Source organism: Bacteroides timonensis (assembly GCF_000513195.1).
In the GTDB taxonomy this organism is placed as follows: Bacteria; Bacteroidota; Bacteroidia; order Bacteroidales; family Bacteroidaceae; genus Bacteroides; species Bacteroides timonensis.
On sequence record NZ_CBVI010000120.1, the window covers coordinates 1 to 17,008 of the forward strand.

Here is a 17,008-nt window from a genome sequence, read left to right on the forward strand (position 1 = left end):
GAAATTATTTCTAATCTCCAAACAAATAGAGTTAAATATGTCAATGCAATTTGTTTTCATTGGTACACACATTTTTTAATCGTTCTCGTGCTCCAAAAGTAGATAAAATAAATGGCAACGCAATGGTTTTCAAGGGACTTGTTGTGCCAATTCTGCACCTTGTTGTGCCAAATTTGCACCGCTTTGGTATCATTTTAGCGATATTCGGTTAATTATCAGAGAGTTTGCTCTTCTTTCGGTATTCCGTCGGTGTAACCTCAAATTCCTCCAAAAACAGTCGATGAAAGGAGCGCAGGGCAGGAATGCCGCTTTCCCGGGCAACGGTTTCTATCCCGCAGTCCGGATTTTCTTGCAACAATCGGGCGGCATGGTATATCCTCAGTCTGTTCAGATATTTAAGAAAACGGTCGCCTGTATACTGTTTAATGAAGGGAACAAACCGGTTGCGAGGAATCCCGACAAGTTTTCGTGCCTTTTCACCACTGAACGAAGGGTCAAGGTATAGTTGCCCGCTGATGATAAGATGTTCCATTTGCTCATACAGTTCTTTGCCGTAGCGTTCATCCCCGGCTTCTGCACCGAGTTCCGCATCCATGCAACCATCCCTCGGTTCTGCATTCTCATTTTCACCATCACCATTACTATCTATCGTATCACCATCCATCTTATCACCATCTATCGTATCACCACATACCGCCTTTTCCAAACATTCCTTCGCATCCGCTTCTGCATTTGTTTCCCTTTCCAAATACTCTTCCGTTTCTGCAAATATATTTGTTCCCGTTGTATCCGTTTCCCTTTGTGCCGTTACAGCCTTGTCAACCTTTACAGCCATTTCTGTTTTCACAGCCCTGTATACCGTTGCAGCCCTGTCTGTCGTTGCAGTAGCAATTTCATTGACTTTTAGTTCTTTATCACCCCGGAGCGGTTCTTTTTGTTTCGCTTGCAAAGTTTCCAAAGCGTTATTTAATAGTGTGACTTGTCGCTTCAATGCAAGGTTGGCATCTTTTGCCTGATCAATTTCATCCTTATAGTGCAATAGTTCATTTATATTCTTTACCAAGGCATTGTTCTTGAACTGTATCTTCCGGTAGTAACGTATGCCAAGGCACAGAATAATGCTCAGTAGAACGGTAACGCACACTGCCAGCGCCAGCCAGAAGTTACGAATCTGCGCATCGGAATCCTGCTGTTGGATAATCAGATCCTTCTCGTGCGTCTCATACAGTGCAGCCAGTTCCAGTGCCGTGCTTTTCTGCTCCCGGTTCTTGATGCTGTCGCGCAGCACCGCAAGTTCTTTGTAGTAGCGTGTAGCGGCACGATAATTCCCTTTTTCTTCGTATGCCCTGCCGAGGAATTTCTTTACGGTAGTCATGTGATACGTCACCGTGTCTCCTTCGGCAGCGAGTTTTTTCTCTCGCTTGGTGCTCATGCTGATGAGTTCATCATACATCTTGCGGTTGAAGAGATAAGTCATGATGACATGGTTGTCGTAGTCGTTCTCTTTGGCAAGAGCGAGAAAGCGCCGGTAGTAGTCGTCAGCCTCCTCTGTACGTTTAAGCGACACCAGCACTTTGGCGTATTGGGCATACAGTGTCTTCTTTTCTTTGTCGGCAAGTCCTTCCATCGGAATCTCGGCACCCGTTTGGCTGGTCACTACTTTTTTCAGAGTTTCGAGGGTGGCGAGGGCTTCCTCATACCGGCAGTCCCGTAACAGGAATGCGAACAGGGTATTGTAGTGATAGCGCAGGTTGTCATACTTCAGCCGGTAGTCAGTCTGCTCCATCTGCGCGGCAGCCTCGTTCATCAGTTCGTAACCTTTATCTTTGTTTCCCTGATAATAGAGCATCTTTCCCATATTGAATAGCCCTACGGCTTTCATGGGCGCATTGCCGCACTGTTCGGCTTTCTTTAGTAGCGTATCAATATATTTAGCCTTCGCCACATCATTGTGCAGGTAATCATACAGAGAAATCATACGGTGAATCTGCTCCATGTAGCGTTCGTCATTCAGCCGGACGGAATCATTATCCAGCGCACGTTTATAATATTTCAGCGCACGGTGGAAGTACCCTCTGTTGTAATACAGGTCGCCTTCCGTTACGTCCAGCCGGTAGTCCGGCAGGCTCTTCCGCTTCCGTAGTTCCTTCATGATGCGTTCCGCCTTGTCAAAGTCCGAAAAGGTATATTCATATACACAGTCATCCGTTATCAGGCTGTCGGGAAGAGAATGATTCTCCGTCAAAGATTCGTTCTCAGAAAGAGATTTGTTCTCCGTCAAAGATTTATTCCCTGCAAAAGCATTCGTCCCCGCCATGCAGACAATTATAATCATCCGGATATACAAACGTATGTGATAAAGGCTCTTCATAATTCAATCGTTTTGCGTTCATTGACAATCGTTTGCAAAAGTAACATAAAATCCACGATTATCGCAACATCCAAACATATTGATTTCAATATATGACACATTGTACCCTCATATCTCCACTCCCCAAGCCGTATGCAAGCCCCCACATAGCTCAATTCACCGAGCCGTATGCAAGTCCCCACATTTCCTATCGCCAACTACCTCAAAAGAGAAATTCAACAAGTCTATTTTAGCCAATTCACGGGGCTGGTGCAAGGTGCAGCTATATCTATATATATAGCTGCACCTTGCACCAGTAAAATGCACCCTGATAATCAGAAATTTACAAAACCAAAAAATTACCCAGTGCAACCCATTTTTTTGCACCTCTCATTTCCAGTCTTTTCTCCCCCTATCAAAGTCCCTCCCCAATAAAAAAAACTCCTATTTATTTCCTGTTTTCAGTCCAATTTTGTACATTTGCATCAAGTTATCAGAGCAGAACGAAGAAACGCAAAGCACCTCGCACCGTTACCAACTCGTTACCTACAACTCTGTTACCTCTTCATTCCAGCTTGATTACAAGCTACTTACAGCAAACCTATTATCTTTCTCGAATAAAGATACGCCGTCCGTTATCGGTCCTGAAAATTGGGGAGACTATGTGAAAGATATTTCTATTAGTGATGTTTGCGTTGGACAAAATTTTTATACTATTGATGAAGCCAACCAACATAACAATAGAGGTCTAAAGTCAATGGCTTTAGAAAAAGATTTTTTTCAGAACTACGTAGAGCCCAAACTGTCATCTATAATTCAAACTATAGAGTCTTTAGTGGATTCTGTTCTCAAAGACAATACTCTTATTGCCTCCATCAGATTTTCCAACGAGCAATTATATGATTTGGCGTTTAGCTCATTTGTTCAATATCATAGATCTCCTCGTCAAAGACATTCCATAGAAAGCGTGAATTCTTTAATAAGATATGTTCTTAAATCGGAACGTAAAGAGAAGGGATTAGATGATTCTGAAGATATTAAAGGCTTAGATGTTGCATTCACTCACGCAGATAAAACATACCTAAATACATATTTATGGCGGATGTTTTATGCTAAAATATCATCGTACTGCATACTCATACGGGTTTCTACCAACGGGAATTTATTCACGTCTGATAACCCGGTCGTCATTCACAAACTTGGAGCCAAAGGCAAAGCTGTTTTTGATGTCAATTTTTATCAAGATGAATTTTCTTTGTTTTTCCCTTTGACTCCAAATCTAATTCTTGAGTACTATAATCCTTCGTTTTTCCCTGATGCCATTATGATGGATAAGACTATTTCCATCGTGGATAGCGCATACGAGAATCAAGTGAATAAATATCAATATATTAACGCTGAAAGATTTATTTTCTCTCCTAAAAATGATTTTTCACTTTTTCTAAAACCAAAACATTAAGAGGTTGTGTCAAAACGCTGACACAACCTCCCCCAGAAAAACTAAAATAACAATCTGTTACCCTCGCATCAGCAATTCCGGGAATGTAAATCCTTGCATGGTATAGCAGATAAAGAAGATGGTAGCACTAACAATCCACAGAATAAGCAATGTCCATTTCAACCCGGAAACCATGGGTTGCCAATTGAATACCGGACGGAAGATTGCGAAAATAAGGCTGACCAGAGGAATACCCACTACGAGGATACCTGCAATATATAGTACGATGGCTGACAAAGGAGATGTAGGTAATACAAAATCAATAGCCGGGAACCAGGACATCAACGCTGCACCACCACCAATAGCAACTGCAATAGCGGCAAAGAGCAAAGCCACAAATACAATACCGAAAACAAACAGTACCGGACTGCAAATGATAGCCACAATAACCAGACAGATCTTCAGGAACCAACCGACAATCATTAACAACGTATCACCGGTCCTTTGCATAGAAGTACGAGGTTTATCAGACTTCATATAATCGTTTACATTATTTGAAACTCTCTCAAAACCATCAGTTACAGTCTTTCCAATGTTCTCTACCGTAACAGCTTCGCCGCGCATATTCAGCTTTTCAGCCGCCGTACGAGCTTCGGGAATCACTATCCAGCAAATGATATAGATAGGGATCAAGAACTTGAAACCAAAGATTGCACAAAAAACAAGAATCAAACGGAACCAGGTAGAATCCCAGCCTAAATAAACACTAAGTCCCCCTATCACGCCACCCAACATTTTATCATCCGGATTGCGATATAAACGGCGACGGGTCGAAGTGTAAGAAGAATTAGTATCACTATTCCAAGAACCGGAACCATAACCTTCACCGGAAGCACCCTTCGTATTTCCGGAACCGGAAGCAGCATTCTCTTCCGTACCTGTTTCCATCTCTTCAGGTTTACCCATCCGATTGATTACTTCTTCTGCATCGGTTATAGTGATCACTTGAGAGCCAGCAGTCAGCTTCTCTGAAAAAAGTTCAGAGATGCGGAGTTCAATGTCATTTACAATCTCGTCAGCACCGGCTTGTCTTCTAAAGTGCAGTTTCAGATTGCATAGATAGTTATCCAAAAGGCGATAGGCGTCTTCATCAATGTGGAAAACAGTTCCGCCCAAATTTACTGTTAATGTCTTTTTCATTGCTATTCGTTTTTTAAATTTATACTGATACGAGGTTTTTAATATCCTGAATCTAATAGTTGGCTATATGATTCACTGTTTCATTCAACTCACGCCAGGAGACTTCCAACTCTCCAAGAAAAACTTCCCCTTTTGGGGTGAGCTTGTAATATTTACGTGGCGGTCCTTGTGTGGACTCTATCCATTCGTAACTTAATAGATCGTCATTCTTCAGACGAGTGAGCAGGGGGTAAAGCGTTCCTTCCACTACGATTAGCTTGGCTTCTTTAAGTTTCTGGATAATATCCGAAGCGTAGGCCGGTTCTTTGCGAAGCAGTAGCATGATGCAATACTCTAACATGCCTTTACGCATTTGCGACTTTACATTATTTACGTCCATCTCTTATTGGTTTACGATTCGACAATTTTCTATTTTACAGCAAAGATAGCAACTGATTGAAATAGAGCTTTTCTTTGTATGACACAAATATATGCATTATATTAGTACTATGCAATACAAAGTACCTTATATTTTATTTAATTAACACTATTATCTATTCACACCTTATTAATAAAGCACCAAGGGAGAGAATAACATATAAGAGAAAAATGTATCTTTGCGGAAAAGATATAAATACAACGAACTATGTTAACTATCAGAAAAGCAACTACAGCCGATTGTGAGTTGATTCATAAACTCGCATGGCAGATATTTCCGGAGACTTACAAGGACATACTTTCACCGGAGCAAAACGATTATATGATGGAATGGATGTACTCCATAGAGAACATCCGCAAGCAAATGGAAGAAGAAGGGCATGTATATTTCATTGGATACAAGGACAACGAAGTGTGTGGTTATGTATCTGTGCAACAACAAGGTGAAGACCTCTTCCATTTACAGAAAATATATGTACTCCCCTCCTTTCAAGGATTACATTGCGGTAGCTTCTTATTCCATGAAGCCGTCAAATATATCAAGGAAGTACATCCCGGCCCATGCTTGATGGAATTAAATGTAAACCGCAACAACAAAGCACTGAATTTCTATGAACGTATGGGAATGAGGAAATTGAGGGAAGGGGATTTTTCGATAGGAAACGGATATTATATGAATGACTTCATAATGGGGCTGGAGATCAATTAGAAATTAATAATTAAAAATTAAAGGCTGCGCAGTTCAAAGAGAATCTTGCGCAGCCTTTAATTTTTAATTTTCAATTTCTAATTATTCCGTTACTCGTTCCAACCATTTTACCATGGCAAACATAACACCCATTGACACAAGACAAATAACAAAGAATACAGTCCAGCACTGCCAGATAGGAATCTTATTATACATCATAGGACCAAGGAATAAAAAGAGATTTCCTATCGCTGTTGCACCAAGCCACAAGCCTTGACACAAGCCCTGAATATGCTTGGGAGCTACCTTAGAAACAAATGAAAGACCAAGCGGCGAAATGAAAAGCTCAGCTACAGTCAAGAAGAAATAAACCACAATCAGCACCCACGGACCAGCCTTCAACCCTGCTTTGGCAGAGTCAGCCATCGCCTTAAACTCAGTGCCTGAAGGATAACCTTGCATTGCCGAATAAATAGTAAGGAATAAGAAGGCAAGTCCTGCAATACCCATACCAATGGCAATCTTCTTAGGAGTAGAAATTTGCTGACCACGACGGGAAAGCGCACCAAAGAAGAGCATGATGAGCGGAGTAAGTACTATCACAAAGAATGGATTCACAGCCTGCCAAATTTCGGGTGCAATACTATCGGTCACTACGAAGTCGCGGGCAAAAAGTGAAAGCGACTGTCCGTTCTGGTGGAATGAGAACCAGAAGAAAATCACGATACCTAATACAGCAAACAGTGCATACAGACGTTGCTTTATCTCCTTTGCCATGGCTGCTTTCTCGGCAGGTGTATAAGTCACCGATTCCAGTTTTTCCTTCTTGCCCGGTGTAGGGAACACCTTCCGGCACGCAATGAAAATGAAAAGAGAAATAAGCATAGCTACTACTGAAGCTATGAACGAATAGTGGATACCTGTATTAAATACGTCAAGATATTGGGTACAGAAAACGCTCAAATCAGTTGTTACCGTACCTCCTACTTTGACAACCAGTTCATTTAGGTTAGAGAGATTATCGGAAGCCATATTGGCACCTTCCTTAATATATTGATGGCACAATGCAGGCAGATCAGCATTATACATCATGCTATGAACCTTCAGCCACCATTCTCTAAGCAGGGGAGCAACAAAAGGTGCAATCAAACCACCAATATTGATGAATACATAGAATATCTGAAAACCAGAATCACGACGGCTCTTAGCCAGCTTCAAGGCTTCAGGTCCTTTTTTCTCAGCTTCTTTTTCAAGGTTGTCGTACATCTGACCTACGATAGCCTGTAAGTTTCCTTTAAAAAGTCCGTTACCGAAAGCAATGAAAAACAAAGAAACACAAGTCAAAGGAAGCAACCAACCAATATTTTCAGTAGTAGACAGTACAGGAATAGATAGAATGACATAACCCAATGACATCACTATCAATCCTGACATGATTGTTCCTTTATAGTTTTGCGTCCTATCGGCAATAATACCGCCTACCAAACTCAGTACATAGATACCACAATAAAAGACCGAGTAGATAATGGAACTGGTTTCGTCACTCAGGCCGAATTTGGAGCAGAGGAACAGTACCAGTACGGCATTCATGATGTAGTAGCCGAACCTTTCGCCCATATTGGAGATAGCAGCTGCCAACAGACCTTTAGGATGATTCTTGAACATAGATATAAGTTTTTAAATTAGTAATTAGATTGACTTTCGTTTATTAAATGCAAATATATACATTTTGCTGAAATAACCTGTAAAAAAGTGAAATTAGTCATGAAAAAGGATGCAAACTTCAGCATGCACCTCTTTAATTAAATCATTTGGATCAAGTTTAAGCTGCAGGCCACGCTGACCTGCACTTATGTAGATATAAGGATAATTGAGACAAGATTCATGAATATATGTAGGAAAAGGTTTCTTCATGCCGATAGGAGTACATCCACCACGAATATATCCCGTCAAAGGAAGTAATTCTTTCATCGGAATAAGATCACACTTCTTATTACCGGAAGCCTTAGCAGCCAATTTTAAATCTACCTCATGCTCACCGGGGATGACACATACGAAATAGCCATTCTTATCACCATGCAGGACAAGGGTTTTGAATACCTGTTCGATATTCTCCCCCAAACTGTCCGCCACATGAATAGCGCTTAAATCGTTTTCATCCACTTCATAGGGAATGAGTTCGTACGGTATTTTGGCTTTATCCAAAAGCCTCGCCGCATTCGTCTTATTGATTTTCATAACTTATCCTTTCAATTCTTCTTTCAGGAATTTAGGAGTATATCCCTTCTTACTTTTCGCCACTTCTTCCGGTGTGCCGCAGCTGAGGAGTTGCCCCCCACCCTTACCACCGTCAGGGCCCATATCGATGATATAATCAGCCATCTTAATAACATCCAGATTGTGCTCGATGACAATCACTGTGTTACCTTTGTCCACTAATTTATTAAGCACATTCATCAGTACACGAATGTCCTCGAAGTGAAGTCCGGTAGTAGGCTCATCAAGGATATAAAGGGTTTTTCCCGTATCTCGCTTGGAAAGTTCCGTAGCCAATTTCACACGTTGGCTTTCACCACCGGAAAGTGTAGTGGAAGATTGTCCTAACTTTATATATCCCAGACCGACTTCCTGTATCACCTTAATCTTATTCAGAATCTGCGGCACATTTTCAAAGAACTCCACCGCACGGTTAATGGTCATATCCAGTACATCAGCAATAGATTTTCCCTTGAAGCGCACTTCCAATGTCTCACGATTATAGCGTTTGCCATGACAAACTTCACAGGGTACATATACATCGGGCAGGAAGTTCATTTCAATTGTTTTGTAACCATTTCCCTGGCACGCTTCACAACGTCCGCCACTCACATTAAAGGAGAAGCGCCCCGGTTTATAACCACGTATCTTGGCTTCCGGTAATCCTACAAACAAATTACGAATATCAGAAAAGACTCCCGTATAAGTGGCCGGATTAGAACGCGGCGTACGTCCCAACGGAGACTGATCCACATTTACCACCTTATCGATGTTTTCCAATCCTTCGATGCTATCGTATTCCAAGGGATCCTGAAGCGAGCGATAGAACTTCTGCGAAAGAATAGGTTGCAATGTTTCGTTGATAAGCGTAGATTTTCCGCTACCGGATACACCGGTGACACAAATCAACTTACCAAGAGGAAATTCCACATCCACCCCTTTCAGGTTATTCCCCCGTGCACCACGCAGCCAAAGGCTATGTCCATTACCTTCACGACGTTTTTTGGGCATTTCTATCTCACGTTCACCATTGAGATATTGTGATGTCAGCGTATGTGTCTCCAACATTTCCTTCGGAGTTCCTGCAAAAACAACCTCACCACCCAAGCGTCCGGCTTTCGGACCCATATCAATCACATAATCGGCAGCCATCATCATATCCTTATCATGCTCCACAACAATGACGGAGTTACCGATATCCCTCAGCTCCTTCAGAGAATGAATAAGCCGCTGATTATCCCGCTGATGCAAGCCAATACTAGGCTCATCAAGGATATAAAGCACATTCACCAATTGCGAACCGATTTGGGTAGCCAAACGGATACGCTGGCTCTCACCACCGGAAAGGGTTACAGAACCACGGTCAAGAGCAAGGTAATCCAGCCCTACATCCAACAGGAATTTCAAACGGGTGCGGATTTCTTTCAATATTTCAACAGCAATTTGTTTCTGCTTATTATCCAGATACTGATCAACATTCATCAACCAGTCGTAAAGCTCATTGATATCCATACAAGACAGTTCATAGATATTCTTATCATGGATACGGAAATGAAGGGCTTCTTTATTCAATCTCGCCCCTTTACATTCAGGGCATACAGTAGTCTTAGCAAACTGTTCCGCCCACTTTTGCGCAGTGGCGGAAGCATCCTTTTCCTGTAACATCTGAATATACTTCACCACACCCTCAAACGTTACAAAGTAATCGGAGGAAGTGCCGATAAGAGAGCTTTTAATCTTAATACGCTCATCCGAACCGTAGAGAATTTCATCAATGGCTTCATCCGGCAATTCCTTAACAGGAGTCTTCAGGGTAGCTTCATATTTCTCCAATAAAGCGGCAATCTGCCAGAAAATCATGCTATTCTTGTACTTACCTAATGGAATGACAGCTCCTTCGTATATAGAAAGTTCCCGGTCCGGAATCACTTTTTCCACATCAATCTGATTCACAACTCCCAATCCCTTACATTTAGGGCAAGCACCTTGCGGAGAGTTGAATGAAAAATTGTGGGGTGCCGGCTCACGGTAGGACAACCCGGTAACAGGACACATTAACCGTTTACTATAGTGACGAACATTTTCAGATTGCAAATCAAGTATCATCAACAAGCCGTCACCTTGCTGCATCGCGGTAGCCACACTGTTTTTCAGACGAACATCATCTTTATCCGTCACAACCAGCTTATCAATAACCACTTCTATATCATGATTCTTATAGCGATCCAGCTTCATGCCGGGTAATGCCTCCCTGATTTCACCGTCTACACGAACATAGAGATACCCTTTCTTACGCACCTGTTCGAACAGTTCCTTATAATGTCCCTTACGAGTACGGACTAATGGAGCCAGAATATAAATTTTCTTGCCTTTATAATCATTCAGGATCAAATCAAGGATTTGCTCTTCAGTGTATTTTACCATTCTTTCACCTGAAAGATAGGAATAGGCTATACCGGCACGTGCATAAAGCAAACGCAAATAATCATAAATCTCCGTCGTAGTACCTACTGTAGAACGGGGATTCTTATTCGTAGTTTTTTGTTCAATAGAAATAACCGGGCTCAATCCCATAATCTTATCGACATCGGGACGTTCCAGATTTCCCAGGAAATTGCGGGCATACGCAGAAAATGTTTCGATATACCGGCGTTGTCCTTCGGCAAAAATCGTGTCGAATGCCAAGGACGACTTACCGCTTCCGCTCAGTCCCGTAATAACGGTAAGACTGTTACGGGGAATTTCCGCATCGATATTTTTTAGATTGTGCACGCGCGCACCATATACATTGATGTATTCTGTTTCTTCTGTCATTTATCTTAATATATTAATATCACTTTTAATCTTGTAGTTAACTCCATCTGCTCCCTCCGCTTCTACCACTATAAAATAAACACCTTCAGGAACATTCTTTCCATGCGCAGTACCGTCCCATCCTGCATCTATATTCTGCAATCCCCAGCGGTAAAGTTCCTGTCCCCAGCGGTTGAAAACATACGCATTGAAGCGAACCAGCGACTTGTGCTTTACACGAAACACATCATTTACTCCGTCGCCATTAGGAGAAAAAGCATTCGGCACTTTAAGCTCCGATTCAGTAATGCGGATCATAAAAGTACCGGAAATATTCGTTTCTTCCGTCTCAATATCCGTTATAATCAGACGGACATAAAACATGCCTGACTCCTGAAAACTATAAATAGTTTCAGCATCAAAACGTGTCAGAAAGATATCGTTGAAAGCAGCGTCGCGAGAAAAATTCCACTCATAACGCAGATTTACCGTTTCGTCCGATTCTCCTCCGGAATCTTCGTCTCTCCACACGAATCGGAATTCAAGAGGAGCAGCGCCGGTATATGTATCATCTGGCGAAATGGTAACTTTCTCTTCAGGAATTGCTCCGTTTTCAGAAAGCAAGATTGCCACGGGAGACATATCCAACAGTTCTGTCTTTCCCCCGTCAGCCCACACCGGTAAATGTCCAAGCAGCAACATTGCCGCACAAACGATATATGAAAACAATCCGCATCGCATAATACCTGCAAAAATAACGGTTTCCAAACGAATATCAGCGGATACATAGGATTTTTCAGTTTTAAAATGCACAATATTATTTCTTAACGCATTCCTTTCGTTAATTTTAGGCAAAATTCTTACCTTTGCAGCTACTTTGGGAAATTGTAAACGTAAACCAACGATATCGAATGAGAACGATTAACCGAATTTTCTGCTCTTTGCTGCTTGCCGGCGCATGCAGTCTCGGAGCAATTGCACAAGAGAACCAGTCATATTTTCTGCATACCATTGAAAAAGGGCAAAGCCTTTATTCCATATCCAGTATGTATGGTGTCACACAGTCGGACATCGTGAAGTTGAATCCAGGAAGCGATGAAAAAATATTTGTAGGACGCACTCTCCGTATTCCACGGACAGCTGCCAATACTCAGACAGAGACCTTTCACACCATAGCACAAGGCGAGACGCTCTATCGGCTAACCGTCAAGTACGGTGTGTCTGCCAAAGCCATTTGTGATGCCAATCCCGGACTGAGTGCGGAAAACTTCCGCATCGGGCAGGTAATACGCATACCTTCTGCCAGCGAAACCGATGTGGTCACCACTGAAAATGTTACAGAGGTTGCCATCCCCACTATCCAAGGCCCCGTACAATCACGTTGCCGGGATATGCATAAGGTAAAACGGAAAGAAACCGTATACAGCATCAGTCGTGAATATGGCATCTCAGAGGCAGAATTAATAGCTGCCAACCCTGAATTGCAAGGTGAAGATAAGATTAAAAAAGGTACTTTCCTATGTATTCCTTATCCTACCGCACAAGTAGAGAAACCTGCGCAACCACAGGTAGCACCCAGCAACAGTGAATTATTCAGCGAAAATAAAAAAGAAACAGAACGCTTCAGCACTATCAAAGCCGCCCTTATCCTTCCTTTCCTGGATGTTTCCAAAAGTGAAGCGGCACGCATGATAGAGTACTACGAAGGATTCCTTATGGCCGTAGACAGTTTGAAACGCAGTGGAGTTTCCATTGATCTATACACTTACAACTCAGGACCTGAGAATGCGTCTCTGAACTCTATTCTTTCCAAAAAAGAAATGAAAGATATGGATATTATCTTTGGTCCGTTACACCAGCAGCAAGTCAAGCCTTTGGCAGATTTTGCACAGAAGAATGATATTCGCCTGGTAGTACCGTTTACCTCCAAAGACAATAACGTATTCCGCAATCCATCCATTTATCAGATTAATACTCCTCAATCATACCTTTATTCTGAAGTGTACGATCACTTTGTACGTCAGTTCCCGAATGCTAACGTAATCTTTATAGAAGCCAGCACGGGCACAAAAGATAAAGTAGAATTTATCAAAGGTCTGAAAGACGAACTGAAAAATCGCTCCATTCCTATGAAATCATTGAAAGAGGATGCAACGGTAGAATCTCTGAAAACAGTATTACGTACCGACCGGGAAAATATATTCATTCCCACTTCGGGAAACAATATGACTTTGATAAAGATACTTCCCCAATTGACTTTGTTGGTTCGCGATAATCCGGAAAGCAATATTCATTTGTTCGGTTATCCGGAATGGCAAACTTATACAAAAGATCACTTGGAAGCATTCTTCGAACTGGATACTTACTTCTATTCATCATTCTATACCAACAACCTGTTACCTGCCGCCATCAATTTCACGAAGAGTTATCGCAGATGGTACGGTAAGGAAATGGACGAACGCTATCCCAAATTCGGAATGTTGGGCTTCGATACTGGCTATTTCTTCCTGAAAGGTCTGTCGCGTTATGGTTCTGAATTAGAAAAGAACATGCAACGCATGGATCTGGTGCCTATCCAGACCGGATTCAAATTCCAACGTGTAAACAATTGGGGTGGATTCATCAACAAGAAAGTATTCTTTGTACGTTTCACCAAGAATTATGAGTTGGTAAAACTGGATTATGATTGATTACAGAAGTTTTAAATCCAAAGACAATGAAGATGAAAAATAGTATAGGGGCTGTCTTGTTGCTTGCCGCATGGGCTTTGCCCAGTCATGCACAGATTGGCGAACAACGCCAGAATTTTGCAGTAGGTTTCAACGGTGGTATCAATATCAATAGCGTCAGCTTCTCTCCTACGGTCCGGCAAAAAAGCCTGATGGGTATCAACGGAGGCTTAACAGCACGCTATATCTCCGAGAAATACTTCAGCATGATTTGTGGCGCACAAGTCGAACTGAACTTTTCTCAACATGGTTGGAGTGAATTCGATGAAGATCACCCCGAACTGGAATATATACGCAAGATGAATTACGTAGAGATACCGCTTCTGGCACATCTGGCATTCGGCAGAGACCGTGGAGTGCAATTTTTCGTTCATGCAGGTCCGCAAATAGGCTTTTTTATCAGTGATACCAGGAAGAAGAATGACGCATGGAACAACTATACCTCTACTCCTGAGCAACACGATAAGAATGTAGAAAACAAATTCGATTATGGTATTACCGGTGGTGCCGGATTGGAACTACGTACCAAAGCCGGTAATTTCCTTGTAGAGGGCAGGTACTACTATGCCCTGTCCGACTTCTACAAAAGCACCAAGAAAGACTATTTCTCCCGTTCAGCACACGGCACTATAGTAGCGAAAATAACCTATCTGTTTGATCTCAAAAAATAAATCCCCTAATACGGAAGAATAAATCACTCGATACAGAAAAAGAAATTCCCCAATACAAAATAAGCGTCCCGAGACTTCTGTACGAAATCCCGGGACGTTTCTCTTTTATCTGCTTTCTCTTATTTTCTCAATCTGAAACTATCCGCTGCTTTCACCATTACTTCATCACGATAAATAGCGCGGAAAGACAAATAATTCAAAACAATAGAAATTGCGGGGAGACAAAGTGCCCAACCTAATTGGAAAGACATCGCATCCAAATCATCTTTCAACATAAACATAAATACGAAAAATGCCGCATAGTATCCAATCAATAAAATACTGTTGAATACCGTCATACGAACTTGCAACATCCGGTTACGAAACAGGAAAATAGTACAGAATGCCACAACAGTACTCAAAAACAAAATTCCAAATAATCCCCATGTAGATTGAAAGGCATCACTTGCCAACGTCACACCCAATGGCTTAAAAACAAATGCAGTAACTCCATCCGAAGCTATAAATTGCCCTACCGGCAAACACATAGCCGCTATCAGCAAGCCTGTCACAATCAATAAATAGACAGATTGAATTCGTTGTATCATAGTTCTTTTTCTTTGTTAAAGCAACAAAGGTGTGCCTAAGCAAACTTTACTCGGGCACACCTTTGCAGTAATTTCATTTACTGTAATTTTTCTTTTTCTTTAGCCGGGTTACGATAGTAGATCTTACCTTCAACGTACTCTTGCGTTGCAATCAATGTCGGCTTCGGCAATTTCTCATAATAGCGTGAAATTTCAATCTGCTCCCGATTTTCGAATACCTCTTCCAGGTTGTCATTATAGGAAGCAAACTCTGACAGCTTCTTGGAAAGATCACTTTTGATTTCCACACTGATCTGATTTGCACGCTTACCTATAATAGATACGGTTTCGTACACGTTACCGGTATCTGCACACAACTCCATCATGTCACGGGTAACCGTGCTGCTGGGAGCATTAGTTTTCTTGTAATCCATAAATATCTAAATTAATATTATCCTAACTCTGTTTATCTTCATTCAATATCTTCTCTGAATCTTTAAAGATTCTATCGGCTTCCTTCATATATTTACTTTCAGGAAACTCGTTCTTGAAAGCGTAATATTCATCCACCGTTTCACGATAACGCTCTGCCCTCTTATCTTCCACACTATATATGGCCATTTCATATTTGGCACGCAAAATAAGAATAGACAGGTCTTCGCGAAGGTTTGTATAAGGATAGTCCTTCAAAGCGTTTTGCGCAGTAATTACACAAGACTGATAATTGTTTCCTAGGTAATTACCCAAGTTATAGTACAATTTGGCTGAAAGATATTCTTTCATCACCAATTTATCCTGCAACTTAAATATCATATCCTGAGCTTCTTCCTTCTTTGAACTTTGCGGGAAGTACTCCATGAACATTTGTAATTGCTGAATAGCGGCATAAGTACCAGACTGGTCAAGACGGGGTTCAGGGGTATCCAGATACAATGCTTTTCCTGCATGGAAACGTGCCAGTTCGGTAAACGTACCGCGAGGATATACATTAAAATATTGAACGAATGTTTGGGCGGCTGTCTGATAGTCTTTCTGATTATAATAGCTCATACCCAGCATATAGAGGGATTCCTCTGCCTTGTCCGTACCCTTAAGGATAGCAATTAACTCATTAAGCAATGTTGCAGCACGATTATACTGTCCTTTTGCGAAGTAGTTCTTTGCCGCCTCATACTTATACTCATAGTCGGTGCTCTTTAACAGCTTATTGTATTCTCCACACGAGGAGAGCAACACTGCCGCAAGCAAAGTTATTAAGATATTCTTCTTCATTCTTAGCTTTTCAAATAATGTGCAAAGATAAAGGTTCGCACCGAATAAACCAATGATACGAACCTTAATTTTTCAAAAACCAGGAAATGACCGACAAACGCCAATCAATTCACGACGAACCGGGATAATAAACAGTCTAAAATAACAGTCATTATAATTTATACAAATCGCTCGCCGCAAGCAAATCTACTTTCCTTTCAGTCAGCACACGAATACAGTTTTCCATATCGTTGGGACGAATAATGACATTCGCCGTTTCACCATTGGCAAATGAATACATATATTCAATGAAAACACCCTCATCGGACAAAAAACGCAGGACTTTTGACAGCGAACCCGGAATATTAGGACAATTAATGCCCACCACATCCGTCACATTCACGGCAAAATGATTATCTTTTAAAGCTTTATATGCTTTATCCGGTTCAGATACAATGCCACGAAGAATACCAAAATCAGCATTCTCGGCAATACAGAGAGCGGAAAGATTGACACCTTCTTTCGCAAGCACTTCAGTCACTTCCGTCAGACGACCGGACTTATTCTCAAGGAAAATAGAAAGTTGTTTTGCTACCATAATCTTAATTATTAATGATGAATGATGAATGATGAATGATAAATTACGGAC

The 17,008-nt window shown here is 41.6% G+C and carries 15 protein-coding genes; 4 read left to right on the forward strand and 11 right to left on the reverse strand.

Going from position 1 to position 17,008, the window contains the following annotated elements:
• Positions 1-208: 208 nt before the first annotated feature.
• Positions 209-2,371 (reverse strand): helix-turn-helix domain-containing protein, encoded by a 2,163-nt coding sequence (locus BN161_RS28280; RefSeq protein WP_052356391.1) that lies wholly within the window; start codon positions 2,369-2,371, stop codon positions 209-211.
• Between the two features lie 643 nt (positions 2,372-3,014).
• On the opposite strand from BN161_RS28280, the gene BN161_RS21910 reads away from it, so the two are divergent.
• Positions 3,015-3,809 (forward strand): DUF4238 domain-containing protein, encoded by a 795-nt coding sequence (locus BN161_RS21910; RefSeq protein WP_167332564.1) that lies wholly within the window; start codon positions 3,015-3,017, stop codon positions 3,807-3,809.
• Between the two features lie 57 nt (positions 3,810-3,866).
• Here BN161_RS21910 and BN161_RS21915 read toward each other — a convergent pair whose 3' ends face one another.
• Together BN161_RS21915 and BN161_RS21920 are read right to left on the reverse strand one after the other, a co-directional pair.
• On the reverse strand, positions 3,867-4,988 hold the full coding sequence (locus tag BN161_RS21915; RefSeq protein WP_044270253.1) for a PspC domain-containing protein: 1,122 nt from the start codon (positions 4,986-4,988) through the stop codon (positions 3,867-3,869).
• A gap of 52 nt (positions 4,989-5,040) precedes the next feature.
• Positions 5,041-5,367 (reverse strand): PadR family transcriptional regulator, encoded by a 327-nt coding sequence (locus tag BN161_RS21920; protein WP_044270256.1) that lies wholly within the window; start codon positions 5,365-5,367, stop codon positions 5,041-5,043.
• Positions 5,368-5,613: 246 nt separating this feature from the next.
• On the opposite strand from BN161_RS21920, the gene BN161_RS21925 reads away from it, so the two are divergent.
• Positions 5,614-6,114, forward strand: coding sequence for a GNAT family N-acetyltransferase (locus BN161_RS21925; RefSeq protein WP_044270259.1), 501 nt, complete (start codon positions 5,614-5,616; stop codon positions 6,112-6,114).
• A gap of 81 nt (positions 6,115-6,195) precedes the next feature.
• Here BN161_RS21925 and BN161_RS21930 read toward each other — a convergent pair whose 3' ends face one another.
• The 4 genes from BN161_RS21930 to BN161_RS21945 all read right to left on the reverse strand — a co-directional run bounded on the left by BN161_RS21930 (position 6,196) and on the right by BN161_RS21945 (position 11,997).
• The gene (locus BN161_RS21930; RefSeq protein ID WP_044270261.1) at positions 6,196-7,758 is read right to left on the reverse strand and encodes a peptide MFS transporter; all 1,563 of its coding nucleotides are present in this window, start codon (positions 7,756-7,758) and stop codon (positions 6,196-6,198) included.
• A gap of 93 nt (positions 7,759-7,851) precedes the next feature.
• Complete coding sequence (gene ybaK, locus BN161_RS21935) at positions 7,852-8,331, reverse strand: Cys-tRNA(Pro) deacylase (RefSeq protein ID WP_044270263.1); 480 nt, start codon at positions 8,329-8,331, stop codon at positions 7,852-7,854.
• A 3-nt stretch (positions 8,332-8,334) separates the two neighbouring features.
• Entirely contained in the window at positions 8,335-11,163 is a 2,829-nt protein-coding gene (uvrA, locus tag BN161_RS21940) for an excinuclease ABC subunit UvrA (protein WP_044270264.1), read from the reverse strand.
• On the reverse strand, positions 11,164-11,997 hold the full coding sequence (locus BN161_RS21945; RefSeq protein ID WP_081743772.1) for a gliding motility-associated C-terminal domain-containing protein: 834 nt from the start codon (positions 11,995-11,997) through the stop codon (positions 11,164-11,166).
• 56 nt (positions 11,998-12,053) lie between these two features.
• Between BN161_RS21945 and BN161_RS21950 the strand changes: the two genes are divergently transcribed.
• Together BN161_RS21950 and BN161_RS21955 are read left to right on the forward strand one after the other, a co-directional pair.
• Positions 12,054-13,832: a LysM peptidoglycan-binding domain-containing protein gene (locus tag BN161_RS21950; protein WP_044270266.1), complete on the forward strand. Its 1,779-nt coding sequence runs from the start codon at positions 12,054-12,056 to the stop codon at positions 13,830-13,832.
• A gap of 26 nt (positions 13,833-13,858) precedes the next feature.
• Positions 13,859-14,542 carry a porin family protein gene (locus BN161_RS21955; RefSeq protein WP_044270335.1) on the forward strand — a complete coding sequence of 228 codons (684 nt, stop codon included), beginning with the start codon at positions 13,859-13,861 and terminating at the stop codon, positions 14,540-14,542.
• A 119-nt stretch (positions 14,543-14,661) separates the two neighbouring features.
• Here BN161_RS21955 and BN161_RS21960 read toward each other — a convergent pair whose 3' ends face one another.
• From BN161_RS21960 to BN161_RS21975, 4 genes are all read right to left on the reverse strand, one after another.
• Positions 14,662-15,129, reverse strand: coding sequence for a DUF4293 domain-containing protein (locus BN161_RS21960; RefSeq protein WP_044270268.1), 468 nt, complete (start codon positions 15,127-15,129; stop codon positions 14,662-14,664).
• A gap of 77 nt (positions 15,130-15,206) precedes the next feature.
• Positions 15,207-15,542 carry a DNA-directed RNA polymerase subunit omega gene (locus BN161_RS21965; RefSeq protein WP_007213882.1) on the reverse strand — a complete coding sequence of 112 codons (336 nt, stop codon included), beginning with the start codon at positions 15,540-15,542 and terminating at the stop codon, positions 15,207-15,209.
• A 22-nt stretch (positions 15,543-15,564) separates the two neighbouring features.
• Complete coding sequence (locus tag BN161_RS21970; RefSeq protein WP_007213881.1) at positions 15,565-16,380, reverse strand: outer membrane protein assembly factor BamD; 816 nt, start codon at positions 16,378-16,380, stop codon at positions 15,565-15,567.
• Between the two features lie 151 nt (positions 16,381-16,531).
• Complete coding sequence (locus BN161_RS21975) at positions 16,532-16,957, reverse strand: amino acid-binding protein (protein WP_044270270.1); 426 nt, start codon at positions 16,955-16,957, stop codon at positions 16,532-16,534.
• Between the last annotated feature and the right edge of the window lie 51 nt (positions 16,958-17,008).